This window comes from Bordetella genomosp. 9 (genome assembly GCF_002119725.1).
Lineage (GTDB): Bacteria > Pseudomonadota > Gammaproteobacteria > Burkholderiales > Burkholderiaceae_B > Bordetella_C.
The window spans coordinates 877041-890136 of record NZ_CP021109.1; the positions used below are offsets into that span (position 1 = coordinate 877041).

Consider the following 13096-nt stretch of genomic DNA (forward strand, 5'->3'; position numbering starts at 1 on the left):
GAATGACGCCGCCATGCTGACGCGTCGCGCAGGAATTGGCAACGACGGCGTGCGGCGTTACAGGGCGAAGGGGAAGGTGTCCGGCACGCCGCCGTGCGGTTCGCGCGCCAGCGGGGTGACGGCGGCGGTCTGGTCGAACCACACGTAGGCATCGTATTGGTCGGCCAGCGTGGCCTCGGCATAGTGACTGTAGAGTTCCGTATCCGGCCTGTAGATCACGCCGATATAGCGTTCGAGCCGGGGCTGTTTCAGCAGGGCGCGCAAGCCGTCATGCACCCCTTCGCGCAGATCGAGCAGGAAGCGCGGCTGCCCGGCCTGGTGCATCAGGTATTCATAGCTGTCCGGACGGGCCGGCCGCACGCGCATCAGCCGCATGGGGCCGTCCCAATCGTCGGCGGCGGCGACGGTGCCGGCATAGGTGCCGAAGCCGATCAGGGCCGCGTCGTCGCCATAGCGCTGGCGGCAAAGCTGGCCGATATTGATTTCGTCGCGCACCCGGCCCATCTCGGTGGCGGACGCATCGCCGATGTGCGAGTTATGGGCCCACACGACCGCGCGCGATTGCGGCCCTTTCGCTTCCAGCAGGTGATTCAGCGTGTCGAACATGTGCGTGTCGCGCAGATTCCAGCTTTGCGCGGGGCCCATGTACAGCGTGCGGTAATAGCGCTCCGCCGCGGCCACCAGACGGGCGTTCTGCGCCGCGTCCAGAAAGCTTTCGCCGTCCCGGCCCGCGTACTCCAGCCGCTTGTCCAACAGGTCGCGCAGTTGTTTGAGCACCGCCTCCTCGCATTGGCGGAAGCCCTGGCTTGCCATTGCCCGGGCGTAGACCGTGGGGTCCTTTTGCCAGGGCGTCAGGCAGCCGTAGCGTTCGCGCGCGATGCGCGCCGCATCCGGGTCGGTGCGGTCCAGGTAATCCAGCACGGCGCCCATCGACGCGGACATGCTGTACAGGTCCAGTCCATAGAATGCGGCCCGCTCCTGCGGTGCCAGCACGCCGTTGTAGGCGTGCAGCCATTCGACGAAGGCGGCCACGTCCGTGTTGCGCCACATCCATGTCGGAAAGCGCTGAAAGGGCGGTTCGGCGGCGCCTGTCTCCGGGCGATGGCGCACATAGCGGTCGATCGCCGCGGCGTCCGGCCAATCGGCTTCCACGGCGATGATGTCGAAGCCATGCGCCTCGACCAGCCTGCGCGTGATGGCGGCGCGCGCCCGGTAGAAGTCCGCGGTGCCATGGCTGGCCTCGCCCAGCAGGACGATGCGCTTGCCGGCGAAGCGGTCGAAGAGCGGGGCGAACAAGGGGTCGTCGATGTCGGGCAGGGCTTCGGCGGACTCCCAGATGCCTTCGGTGACGCCTTCCGGGACGGGGCCCTGCCACGAGGGCACACCGATCACCGTGGCGGGCCGGCCGCTGCCGGCGGGCGCCGGAACGCGGGCGGTTTCGCCGTCATTCGACCGCTCGGGCCGCTCGTCGGGCCAGCCCTGCTCGCCGACCAGGGGCACGAAGGCCACCGCGCCCAGGTCTTCTTCGTCGTACCTGTCCCGGTTCACCCGGGTGATCCGCACCAGCCGCTGGCGGCGCCGATCATCGGCCACCGGCATGACGATGCGTCCGCCCACGGCAAGCTGCTCGCGCCAGGCTTGCGGCACTTCGGGCCCGGCGGCGGCAGCCAGGATCGCGTCGAAAGGGGCCTCGGCCGGCAGCCCCAGCGTGCCGTCGGCCGTGTGGACGCGCACGCGTTCGTAACCTTGCGCCTGCAAGGTGGCGCGCGCCTGCGCGGCCAGTTCCGGCAGGCGTTCCACGGAATCGACGCGGTCGGCAAGCTCGGCGAGTATCGCCGCCGCATAGCCGGAACCGGTTCCGATCTCCAGTACCCGGTCCGACCGGTCCAGCCGCGCGGCCTGGGCCATCAGCGCCACGATATAGGGTTGCGAGATCGTCTGGCCGGCGTCGAGGGGCAGCGGCGCGTCGTCGTAGGCGAATTCCGCCAGCGATGCCGGCACGAAGGCGTGCCGCGGCACCCGTTCCATCGCGGCCAGCACCCTCTCGTCGTGAATCCCACGCGCGCGCACCTGGCGTTCGACCATTTTGCGGCGCTTCGTCGTCGTTTCGTCCATGCACATCCTCCGGTGGGGGCGGTGCGGGCGAGCCGCCGCCGACGGCCGCCTGCGCGCCCGGCGACAGGCCGCCCCATGCGCCGCAACGTGCGTGCCGCGCCGACGTTCCTTCGCGATGTCCTCATGCTTGTTCCGGGATGCAACGGGAAGACTCTGCCGCGCACGGATCGCCTTCGCCCTTGACACAAACGGCTACAAGGACGGCATGCGTGCTCGGTTCAACGGTGTCAGTCTGACGGCGTGCGGGTTTACCCGAGGGCATGCTGTACCCTTACGGGTTTTTTTCATAGGACCTGCTGACACTGGCATGACGACACCGACTTCTCCCTGCCTGCCCCGGTCCCCGCTGACTGCCGCCGCCGGCACGGCCGCCGCCGGCCGTTCCCGCCTGTGGGAGCTCGACGCGCTGCGCGGCCTGATGCTGGTCTTGATGCTCTCGACCCATCTGCCGACGAACTTCGGCATCCCGACGAGCCAGCCCCTGGGCTTCGTGTCGGCCGCGGAAGGCTTCGTGATGTTGTCGGCGTACATGGCCGGACTGGTCTATACCCAGCGCTATCTGCGCCATGGGCTGTGCGCCATGCAGCAGTCCTTCCTGAAGCGGGCGCTGGTGGTCTACGGCTGCCAGGCGGCGTCGCTGCTGTTCCTGTTCACCGTCATTGCCGGCCTGGGTGTGAAGCTGTCCCAGCCCGCGGTGCAGAACCTCATCTGGTTTTACCTGCAGCAGCCCGTGACGGCGTTTTTCTCGGCGCTGGGCCTGATCTATAACCCGCCGCTGCTCGACATTCTTCCGGTGTACGTCCTGTTCATGCTGGCCAGCCCGTGGGTGCTCACCTATGGCCTGCGGCATGGCTGGCGAGCCATCCTGATCCTGAGCGGCGTGCTCTGGTTCGCCACCCAGTTCGAGCTCTCGCGCTTCCTGTACGGCGGCGTGGTGGCGCTGACAGGCCTGCCCGTGCCCTTCAGGGAAACGGGCGCTTTCGAAACCTTCGGCTGGCAGTTCCTGTGGGTCTTCGGCCTGTGGCTGGGATCCACCCACGCGCGCGTCCCGCCGGCCGAACGCCGCCCCTTGCCGGCATGGCTGGCGGCCGGCGCGACGGTCGTCGGCGTGACCTTCCTGATCTGGCGCCACATTGCGGGTCTCGGCGCCTTCCCGGAGGGCAATCCCTTCAACTTCCTGTTCGACAAGTGGCACCTGGGCCCCCTGCGCCTGCTGAACTTCTTCTCGCTGGTCGTGCTGGTGATGGTGTCCGGCCCGTGGCTGAGACGGCATCTGCCGCGCGTCGGCTTGCTGGAAACCCTGGGCCGGGCGTCGCTGTCGGTCTTCTGCGCCCATCTGGTCATCGTCCTGATGGTGCTTTGCGTTATCGGCGAACCGGGGCCGGATCGCGCGCTCTGGAAAGATCTGGCCCTGTTCGCCGGCAGCGTGGGGACGCTGTACGTGGTGGCGCGCCTGGTGGGCGACAACAAAAGCCGGCGGCCGCCGCCGCGGACCGCCTCAGTTCAGATGCGCGGAAATGACCCGCTTCCATAAGTCATAGCCCGCCGCGTTCAGATGCAGCGCGTCCTCGCGGAACAGTTCCGGGCGCGGGCGTCCCTGCGTATCCAGCATGGGCGTATACACGTCGATGAAATCCGTGTTGCGGGTCTGCAGCGTGTAGGCCCGGATCAGATCGTTGGTCTCGCGGATGCTCGGCATCAACGCGGCGCGCGCGGGACTGGGCTTGATGGAAATGTAGGCGATGCGTGTGGCCGGCAGGCTCTGCCGGACGCCTTCGACGAAGGCGGCGAAGGATTGCAGCACCTGGCGCGGCGTGCGGCCTTCGGCCAGGTCGTTGTCGCCCGCGTAGACCAGCACCAGGCGCGGACGATAGGGCTCAACCAATTGGCGCAGATGCCGCGTGCAGTCCAGCATGCGCGATCCTCCGAAGCCGCGCTTGACCACCACCGGCAGCGAGCGGAATTCGGTCTCCAGGCCGTTCCACAGCCGGATCGATGAGCTTCCGACGAAAAGGACGCCGCCGGGCGCCGGCGGATTCGCCCTGTCGGCCGCCGCGAAGGCCGCCAGGCTTTCGTCCCAGCGGTGATCCGCCGCGAGCGCTGCGGCGGTAGGTTCACGCGTCGTGGGGGAGGTGATTGCCTGGGGAGCGGCCAGGCTGGCGGCATCCGCGGCCTGCGCCCGCACGGCGGCGGGCAGGGCGGCGGCCAGCAGCGGCGCGGCCGCGAGGGCCGCGCAAAGGGAGAAAAAAGGGCGCTGGGAATTCATCCGCGAGGTTCCGCCTTGCCTGGCTGGGGCGACAGTCCGAGCGCCATCATGCGGGCAATCTCGTGGAAGAAATATTAGCGCTTGCCCTGACCCCGCTTTCCTCGCGCCGCAGCGGCCGCTATTGCCCGGCCGGACCGGCGTCCGGATGCAACGGCAGCGGCGCGCCCGCTCCGACGCGGTCCACGATCAGGCGGTAATGCCGCGGGCTGCGGTGCTTGGCGAAGTTGAAAACGTGCTGGCGGAAGGTCGTGCCGAGATCCAGATCCACCTGGGCAGCGATCACTTCGTCTTCCTCGCCGCTGGCGCGGGCGACGATTTCCCCGGAGGGAGCCACGATCATGGAGCTGCCGATCATGTGGAAGCCGTCCTCGGCGCCGCACTTGGCGGCGGCGCCCACCCACACCGCGTTCTGGTACGCGCTGGCCTGCAGCACGATCTCGTGATGGAAAGTCCGCAGGTGCACGGGCTCGTTCCAATGGATGTTCACCGACGGGGTGTTGTAGCCCAGCACGATCAGTTCGGCGCTTTGCAGCGACATGGAGCGCCAGGTTTCGGGCCAGCGGCGGTCGTTGCACAGGCACATCCCGACATTGACGTCCTGCGTATTCCACACCGGGAAACCCAGGTCGCCCACCTGGAAGAACTTCTTTTCCAGGTGCTGGAAGGGCGCGTCGGGCTTGTGGTCGTCGTGGCCCGGCAAGTGGATCTTGCGGTACTTGCCCACGATCTTCGCCGAGCGGTCCACCAGCACCGCCGTGTTGAAGCGGCGGCCGTCCGGCGTCAGTTCCGCATAGCCCAGGTAGAAGCCCACGCCAAGCTCGCGGGCGGCGTCGAACAGCGGCTGCACGTCGGCGTTCGGCATGGACCGTTCGAAGAAGCGTTCCACCGCTTCCTCTTCCGTCATCCAGTAGCGCGGGAAAAACGTGGTCAGCGCCAGTTCGGGAAAGACCACCATGGTGCACTGGCGCGCGGCGGCCTCGCGCAGCATGGCGACCAGCCGTTTGACGACGGCTTGCCGGGAGTCGGCCAGATGGACCGGGCCCATCTGGGCGACGGCCAATCCGAATTTGCGGGCGCGGGAAGTCTGGGTCATGACGGCTCTCCGGGAAGGACGGCGGAAGCGCAAGCCCGCACGGGACCGTGCGGGGGCGTTCCGCGAATGAAATGTGCCGCATGATGCGCGATGCCGGCGCGCCGCGAAACCGGCCGCCATGCCGGGGCGGATGGCCGTCGGAAACCGCCAGGCGGGGCGCAAGTCGTTGATGTTGCTGTTGTTTCCCCGTATGACGGGCGGCGCTGACGGGCGGCCGGCATAACCTGCGTTTATGGCCGCCGTACAAATCTCGATGGCGGCGGCTACTCGCTGCGCTGGTAGCGGTCGTCGGGACCGGAGTGATAGTGGGTGACGCGGTCGCCCCTGGGGCCAAGGTACACGTACATCACCGAGTGCCAGCGGCCGTCCAGGACGTAGCGATAGGACCACACCACTTCGTATTTGTCGCCCAGGCCGACGGCGCGGATCTGGGCCGGCGGCCCGAATTCGCAGCGCACCGCCTCGGGCGTCCAGTCGCCTTGCTTCAGGCGCTGGAAATGTTCGGGCGTCAGCAGTTCCTCCATGCGCAACGCCCGTCCCTGGCTGTCCAGGTCCGTGCCCCAGGCCGCGCTGCCCGACGGCTGCTGCGACCAGACGACGCGCCGCGTACCGTCGGGCCGGTTGCAGGTGTAGCTGGGCTGGCCGTAGCGCGCGGTCATTTCCGGCAGCGGCGTGCCGGGCGGGGTGTGGGCGATGTTGGCGCATCCCGCCAAGAGCAGCGCGGCCGCCATTCCGGCAGCGGGGCCGTGCCGCCACGGCCCGGCCGCCCGAAATCTTCCTGCGGCCGCGGGAAGACCTGGAATTCGACAGCGAAAGCGGGGAAGGTTCATGGCGGTGTCCTGCAAGGCCGGACGCGGCCCGCCCGAACAGCTTACCGTGGGCGTCAAGCCGGTGCGAACATTCCCGCCAGCTCCGCCGCCCGCACGCAGGCATGCAGGGCAAGGCCGATCAGGCCGCCCACGACCATGCCGTTGAAGCGGATGTATTGCAGGTCGCGCCCGATGCTCAGCTCCAGCTCGTCGACAAACTCGCGCTCGTCCCAGTTGCGCACGGTCTGCGAGATATGCGCCGTAATGCCCTGCCGCAGTCCGGCGGCCAGGCGGTCCGCACCCGTCAGCACGTGCTGGTTGATGGCATCGCGCAGGGCCGGGTCCTGGCCCAGGTTGCGCCCCAGCGCGAGCAGCGTCTGCTCCAGATGCCTGCCCAGCGCGGACTCGTCGCTGAACAGGTCGCGGCGCAGGCTGGCGCGCACTTCGTCCCAAATGCCCTGTACATAGGCGCCTACCTGCTCGTGCGCGATGATGCGTTCCTTCAGCGCCTCCACCTGGCGCTGCAGTTCCGGGTCCTCGCGCAGCCGCGCGACGTAGCCCGCGATCCATGCCTCGTAGTCCCGGCGCAGGGGGTGGTCCGGCTGCGCCAGCACGTCGCGCAGTTCATCCAGCATGGCCCGCGCGAGCCGGTCGGCCAGGCTGTCGGCAATGTCGTCCACGGGTTTGACCATATTCAAGGCCTTGGCCATGCGCGGCCATTCCTTGCGCGCGTACTTCACCATCAGCGCCGAGGCGCGGGCGCGCACCGGTTCGCCGTTCAGATAACCCGCCAGGCGGTTCAGGGCCTCATCCAGGATGGCGTGATGCCGGCCGTCGCGGGCCAGCAGGTCGAACAGGTCGCCCGCCGTGCGGGCGGCATTCCACTCCCGCAGGCGGGCGACGACGAAACGCTGGATGCCATCGCGCACCGCCTGTTCGTCCAGCAGGTCCAGGGCATGCAGCACCCAGGTGCGGGCCGTGGCCGCGACCACGCGCGCCTGGCGCGGATCGCTCAGCCACTGCCCCAGGCGCGCCGCCGGGTCGAACACGCGCAGGCGCTCCAGAAGCGAGGCGGAATCCAGGAAGTGGTCGCGCACGAAAGCGGCCAGGTTGTCGGCGATGCGCGCCTTGTTGGAAGGGATGATGGCCGTATGCGGAATCGGCAGTCCCAGCGGCCGGCGGAACAGCGCGACCACGGCGAACCAGTCGGCCAGTGCGCCGACCGTCGCCGCCTCGCAGAACGCGCGCACCCACGCCCAAACGCCTTGCCCGCCCATCGCGTAGCTGAGCGCGACGCCGGCCAGCGTGGCGGCCAGCGACGCCAGCGCCCAGGTTTTCATGCGGCGCAAGGCGGTCCTGCGGGGATCGTCCGGCAAAAGCGGTGCTCCAGGCAATGCGATAAGGATGCCGAAGATTTTAGGCGGGTTTAGTATCTGCGGCGGGCGCCCGCGCATGCGCGCATCGTTGCGGCGCCGTTCGAGTTCCATAGGAGACGCGTATGAAAGTCGCGGTAATGGGCGCCGGCGCGGTCGGCTGCTATTTCGGCGCCATGCTGGCCCGGGCGGGACACGAGGTCGCGCTGATCGGCCGGCCGGCGCACGTGGATGCCATCCGCTCGAAAGGCCTGTTCCTGGATACCCGTTCCTTCCAGGACCACATTCCCATGGCGGCGGGCACCGGGCCGGAGATGGCGCGCGACGCATCGGTCGTGCTGTTCTGCGTGAAGTCGGCCGACACGGAGCGCGCCGGCGCCGCGCTTGTGCCGCACCTGGCGCCCGACGCCCTGGTGTTGAGCCTGCAAAACGGCGTCGACAACGCCGAGCGGCTGCAGGCCATCCTGCCGCAGACGGTGGTGCCGGCGGTGGTCTACGTGGCCACGGAAATGGCGGGGCCGGGCCATGTGAAGCACCATGGCCGAGGCGAACTGGTCATCGGTCCTTCCGGCCGCAGCCAGGAGGTGGCGCGGGATTTTGCCGCGGCCGGCATTCCGGTGGAGATTTCCGACAACGTGATCGGCGCGCTATGGGCCAAGCTGATCGTCAATTGCGCCTACAACGCCCTGTCGGCGATCACGCGGCTGCCGTACGGGCAATTGTTCAAGGGCGAGGGCGTGCAGCAGGTCATGCGCGACGTCGTGCACGAATGCCTGGCCGTCGCGCAGGCGCAAGGCGTCACCGTACCGGGCGACAGCTGGGCCGCCGTCCTGAAAATCGTCGAAACCATGCCCACGCAGTTCTCGTCCACGGCGCAGGACCTGGCGCGCGGCAAGGCCACGGAAATCGATTTCCTGAACGGCTATGTCGAACGGAAAGGGCGCGAGCGCGCCATCGCCACGCCCGTTAACCGCACGCTGCACGCGCTGGTGAAGCTGCTGGAGAACCGGGCGGACGCGGAAGGGTCTCCGGTCTGACGGCGGCAGAGGGCGGGCCCGACGGCCGGCCCGGCTGCGCGGCGCGCCACGCGCCTGCCGGCGCGTCGCGTTCAGCCGAACAGCTTGGCGGCGGTGCGGGCGACCAGCGCGCCCTGGTGGCGCGCCCCGTCCAGGTCGATATCGCTGGGCTGGCGGGAACCGTCGCCGCCGGCGATGGTCGTCGCCCCGTACGGCGCGCCGCCCACGATTTCCTGCAGGCTCATCTGCCCTTGATGGCTATAGGGCAATCCGACCACCACCATGCCGAAGTGCAGCAGATTCGTGATGATGGAAAACAGCGTCGTTTCCTGGCCGCCATGCTGGCTCGCCGTGGAAGTGAAGGCGGCGCCGACCTTGCCGTTCAGCACGCCGCGCATCCACAGGCCGCCCGTCTGGTCAAGGAACGCGGCCATCTGCGACGACATGCGGCCATAGCGGGTGCCCGTGCCGATCACGATGGCGTCGTAGTTTTCCAGATCGGCCACCGTTGCGACGGGCGCGGCCTGGTCCAGCTTGAAATGCGCATTGCGCGCCACTTCTTCTGGGACCGTCTCCGGCACGCGCTTGATATCCACCTGCGCGCCCTCGCCGCGGGCGCCTTCCGCGATGGCCTGCGCCATCCGTTCGATGTGTCCGTAAGAGGAATAGTAGAGAACCAGTACCTTCGCCATTGCCTTTCCCTTGCCGTTGGTGGAGAAGGCGAGCCCACGCCCGCCGCGGCGTGGCGTTTCCGCCAGCCGATTGACGTAGGTTAGAAGCCGCGGCGCGGCCGCGGAAGCCTATCTCTTTCGATGGCGTCCATCGAAAAACCCGATAGGTTGGGGCGGTTGCCCATCGGGATGCGCGGGGCCGCGGCGCGCCGGGTGCGCGCGACCGCGGAAAGATCCACCGGACGCGGCCGGGTGCAGCCGGGCGGCAGGCCGCGCAATGCCGCGATCAGCCGCGCCGGGCGCAGGTGGCCCGGGCGGCATTCAGGCTGGCCGCCGCTTCCCGCATCCGGATGGCTTGTTCGCCGGGATCCTGCGGCAGCTTCCCGGTGGCGAACGCCATCACGACTTTGTCGGGCATGCCTGCGGCGTAGGCCTGGCCGACGCAGGCGCAGTAGCTTTCGCGGGCTGCGGCGCCGGCTGGGGCGTAGGGATCCAGCTGCGGCTGTTTTTGCAGCAGGCTGCGGCACTGTTGCACATGGGCGGGCACGAGCTTCTGGCGCATTGCGCCCAGCGCGGCGCCCTGGGCCTTGGCATCGCCGGGCCAGCCCAGCAAAGCGCCAGCCAGCAGGCAGGCAGCCAGACCCGCGGCCAGGCGCAGGATTCCGGACGACAGCAGGCGGGCGGGGTGGGGCGCCATACGGCTGCGCATCAGCATTTCGATTCCCTCTACGGAACGGGCGGGCGGCTGCGGCCTGCCCGGGGGCAAGGCGAAAGCCATTGACGGGGTTTCTATTCTTCGCCCAAACAGGAAGGCAACAAACGGTAAATAAGCTGGCATTTGTGCCACTGATCCGGCTAAGGGCGCCACGCGCCACGCAGTACCTTCTGGCATTGGCGCGAACCGGCGCCGATCCAGCCCGTCATCAAAAAACCAGGAGGGGAACGCCATCATGTTCGGCTTAGTATCCGTTGCGCCGGGCGTCCCGCGCAGGCGGGCCGGCGCCGCCGACAGTGGCGAACTCGCCGCGCTTTACCGCTCGCAGGCGGTCATCGAGTTCGATCTGGACGGCCGCGTGCTCACCGCCAATGACAACTTCCTGCGCATCTTCGGTTATGAGCTGGACGCGGTGCAGGGGCAGCATCACCGCCTGTTCGTGGATCCCGCCGAAAGCGCGTCGCCGGCCTACACGGCGTTCTGGGAGAGCCTTGCCCGCGGCATACCCCATAGCGGCCGATACCGCCGGCTGGCGCGCGATGGGCGCGCCGTCTGGCTGCAGGCCAGCTACAACCCGGTCCTGGATCGCCATGGCGATCCGGTCAAGGTGATGAAGATCGCCACGGACATCACCGAGGAGCAGCGCCGCAACGACGACGCAACGGGCCAGCTCGCGGCCATTTCCAAGGTCCAGGCCATCATCGAGTTCGCGCTGGACGGCACCATCCTGCGCGCCAACCGCCTGTTCCTGGATGCCGTCGGCTATGACGAGGACGAAGTGGTGGGGCGCCATCACAGCATGTTCGTCCTGCCGGAAGAAAGGCAGTCGCCGGCCTATGCCGAGTTCTGGCGCCGCCTGGCGGCCGGCGTTCACGACACGGGCCAGTATCTGCGCATCGGCAAGGGCGGCCGCCAGGTATGGATCGCCGCCAGCTACAACCCCATCCTGGATGCCGCGGGGCGTCCCTTCAAGGTGGTGAAGTACGCCACCGACATTACCGCCCGCGTGGTGGCCGCCGAGCAGTTGCGGCAGGCCGTTCAGGGCCTGACCGATAACGCCGGGCGCGCCCAGCAGGCCAACGCGCTGGCCCAGGAGGCGGCGGGCGTGGCCGAGGCCGGCGGCCGCACCGTGCGCGCGGTGGTCGACACCATGGACGCCATTACGGACAGTTCGCGCCGCATCGCCGACATCATCGGCGTCATGGACGGTATCGCCTTCCAGACCAATATTTTGGCGCTGAACGCTGCCGTGGAGGCTGCCCGGGCCGGCGCGCACGGCAAGGGCTTTGCCGTCGTGGCCGCCGAGGTGCGCAACCTGGCGCAGAACAGCGCGGCGGCAGCCCGGGAAATCAAGGCGCTGATTCAAACATCGGTGCAGCAGATAGAGCAGGGCGCGGCCCTGGTGCAATCCGCGGGCAGCACGATGGAAGAAATCGTCGCGTCCTCGCGGCGCGTGACCGGCATCACGGCCGAGGTCGTGGAGGTCTCCCTGGCGCAATCGCAGAGCCTGACGCAAGTCACGGACAACCTGGCCGGCAGTTGACGGACCCGGACGCCGGCGCGGCGCCGGCCCTCGTCCAAAAAGGCATAGGCCGGCTTCGAACGCGCGCATACAATTCTCGCGCGGCCGGCGCCACGGCACGCCCGTCCGCGACGCACAGTCCGCAACCGGGCGGCAGGCGCGGCCAGCGGCCTTGCCCGCGCGGCGGGAAGGCATTCCAACGGAGACAACCATGGGCTACATGCTGCTCATCGTCGAGCCGCGCGGCCAGCGCGCCGAACGATCCGAAGCCGAAGGCCGCCAGGTCTATGAACAGATGAAGCGCTTTGCCGGCGACCTGCAGTCGCGCGGCAAACTGATTGCGTGTGAATCGCTGGCCGCCGACCGCGAAGGCGCCCGCGTCCAGGTCAGGGAAGGACGCACCCGTCTGCTGGACGGCCCCTTTGCCGAAGCCAAGGAAATGATCGGCGGCTTTTTCCTGCTCGATGTGGACACCCGGGAAGAAGCGCTGGAAATCGCGGCTGCCTGCCCGGCCGCGCAGTGGTGCACGGTGGAGGTGCGGCGCGCCGCGCCGTGCTACGAATAGCGCCGCTGTCGAAAAACGCATCCTGCAATCGTCGTGTCGCAAGAGGGCCGCGCCGCGGCCCCGCTACCGCGACACGGAGAATGCCATGCGTTTCCTCATCATCGTCAAGGCCACCGCCGCCACCGAGGCGGGCGTCATGCCGGAAGAAAGCCTGTTCGCCGCCATGGCGGATTATCACGAGGCCCTGGCCAAGGCGGGCGTGTTGCTGGATGCGGCGGGATTGCGGCCGACCTCCGAAGGCTGGCGCATCGATTACCGCGACGGCGCGCGCACATTGACGTTTGGCCCTTTCGCCATGGCCGAGGGCGGGCTGATGGCCGGCTATACGCTGATACAGGTGCGGTCGCGCGACGAGGCGCTGGAGTGGTCGCGCCGCTTTCCTGCGCCGCACGGCGCGACGGCGCCGGCCCAGATCGAGGTGCGGCCGCTGTACGAAGCCGAGGATTTCGCGCCCGGCGCCTCGCGCGACCGCCTGCGCGCACTGCGCGACCACGCCGGGCTGGCGGCCTGACGCAGGCTACGGGGAGAATCGCCATGCACAAGCAAATCTATGTCAATCTGGCCGTGCGGGACCTGGGAGCCGCCCGCGCCTTTTTCGAGCGGCTCGGCTTTTCCTTCGAGCCGCGTTTCAGCAACGATCAGGCTGCCTGTCTGGTATTGGGGGAGAACATCTACGCGATGCTGCTGCGCCAGGACTTCTTCAAGTCGTTCACCGACAAGCCGCTCTGCGATCCGGCCGCGGCGACCGAGGTCGGTCTGCCTGTCGTGCGACAGCCGCGAGGCGGTGGACGGCCTGATCGCGAAGGCCCGGGACGCCGGCGCGCGCCTGCCGCGCGAGCCGCAGGACTATGGGTTCATGTACGCGCACGCCTTCGAGGACCCGGACGGTCATATCTGGGAGCTGGTGTACATGGACCCCGCCGCGGCGCAGGCCGGCACGGCCTGAGCATC

12 protein-coding genes and 1 pseudogene are annotated in these 13096 nt (G+C 68.6%); 6 read left to right on the forward strand and 7 right to left on the reverse strand.

Going from position 1 to position 13096, the window contains the following annotated elements; translation table 11 throughout:
- Positions 1-57: 57 nt before the first annotated feature.
- Positions 58-2115: a protein-L-isoaspartate(D-aspartate) O-methyltransferase gene (locus CAL13_RS04125; RefSeq protein ID WP_086071601.1), complete on the reverse strand. Its 2058-nt coding sequence runs from the start codon at positions 2113-2115 to the stop codon at positions 58-60.
- A 307-nt stretch (positions 2116-2422) separates the two neighbouring features.
- On the opposite strand from CAL13_RS04125, the gene opgC reads away from it, so the two are divergent.
- Positions 2423-3649, forward strand: coding sequence for an OpgC domain-containing protein (gene opgC, locus CAL13_RS04130; protein WP_086071602.1), 1227 nt, complete (start codon positions 2423-2425; stop codon positions 3647-3649).
- On the opposite strand, the gene CAL13_RS04135 is transcribed toward opgC, so the two are convergent.
- The 4 genes from CAL13_RS04135 to CAL13_RS04150 all read right to left on the reverse strand — a co-directional run bounded on the left by CAL13_RS04135 (position 3614) and on the right by CAL13_RS04150 (position 7623).
- Positions 3614-4381: an SGNH/GDSL hydrolase family protein gene (locus tag CAL13_RS04135; protein ID WP_086071603.1), complete on the reverse strand. Its 768-nt coding sequence runs from the start codon at positions 4379-4381 to the stop codon at positions 3614-3616. The genes opgC and CAL13_RS04135 overlap by 36 nt on opposite strands.
- Positions 4382-4499: 118 nt before the next feature.
- Complete coding sequence (locus tag CAL13_RS04140) at positions 4500-5474, reverse strand: N-carbamoyl-D-amino-acid hydrolase (protein WP_086056246.1); 975 nt, start codon at positions 5472-5474, stop codon at positions 4500-4502.
- A 263-nt stretch (positions 5475-5737) separates the two neighbouring features.
- Positions 5738-6277 carry a hypothetical protein gene (locus CAL13_RS04145; RefSeq protein WP_420042435.1) on the reverse strand — a complete coding sequence of 180 codons (540 nt, stop codon included), beginning with the start codon at positions 6275-6277 and terminating at the stop codon, positions 5738-5740.
- Positions 6278-6357: 80 nt separating this feature from the next.
- Positions 6358-7623 carry a DUF445 domain-containing protein gene (locus tag CAL13_RS04150; RefSeq protein ID WP_232462579.1) on the reverse strand — a complete coding sequence of 422 codons (1266 nt, stop codon included), beginning with the start codon at positions 7621-7623 and terminating at the stop codon, positions 6358-6360.
- 158 nt (positions 7624-7781) lie between these two features.
- Here CAL13_RS04150 and CAL13_RS04155 point away from each other — a divergent pair, with 158 nt between their 5' ends.
- Positions 7782-8693, forward strand: a complete 912-nt coding sequence (locus CAL13_RS04155) for a ketopantoate reductase family protein (RefSeq protein ID WP_086071604.1) — start codon at positions 7782-7784, stop codon at positions 8691-8693.
- 71 nt (positions 8694-8764) lie between these two features.
- On the opposite strand, the gene wrbA is transcribed toward CAL13_RS04155, so the two are convergent.
- Together wrbA and CAL13_RS04165 are read right to left on the reverse strand one after the other, a co-directional pair.
- A complete protein-coding gene (gene wrbA / locus CAL13_RS04160; protein WP_086056249.1) occupies positions 8765-9364 on the reverse strand; it encodes an NAD(P)H:quinone oxidoreductase in 600 nt (199 codons plus the stop codon).
- A gap of 265 nt (positions 9365-9629) precedes the next feature.
- Positions 9630-10052, reverse strand: a complete 423-nt coding sequence (locus CAL13_RS04165) for a hypothetical protein (RefSeq protein ID WP_157664792.1) — start codon at positions 10050-10052, stop codon at positions 9630-9632.
- Between the two features lie 241 nt (positions 10053-10293).
- Between CAL13_RS04165 and CAL13_RS21580 the strand changes: the two genes are divergently transcribed.
- From CAL13_RS21580 to CAL13_RS04185, 4 genes and pseudogenes are all read left to right on the forward strand, one after another.
- Positions 10294-11601 carry a methyl-accepting chemotaxis protein gene (locus CAL13_RS21580; protein WP_086071606.1) on the forward strand — a complete coding sequence of 436 codons (1308 nt, stop codon included), beginning with the start codon at positions 10294-10296 and terminating at the stop codon, positions 11599-11601.
- A gap of 190 nt (positions 11602-11791) precedes the next feature.
- Positions 11792-12145 (forward strand): YciI family protein, encoded by a 354-nt coding sequence (locus tag CAL13_RS04175; RefSeq protein WP_086056252.1) that lies wholly within the window; start codon positions 11792-11794, stop codon positions 12143-12145.
- A gap of 85 nt (positions 12146-12230) precedes the next feature.
- Positions 12231-12656 (forward strand): YciI family protein, encoded by a 426-nt coding sequence (locus CAL13_RS04180; protein WP_086056253.1) that lies wholly within the window; start codon positions 12231-12233, stop codon positions 12654-12656.
- A 23-nt stretch (positions 12657-12679) separates the two neighbouring features.
- Positions 12680-13091 (forward strand): annotated as a pseudogene (locus CAL13_RS04185) (VOC family protein).
- Positions 13092-13096: the final 5 nt, after the last annotated feature.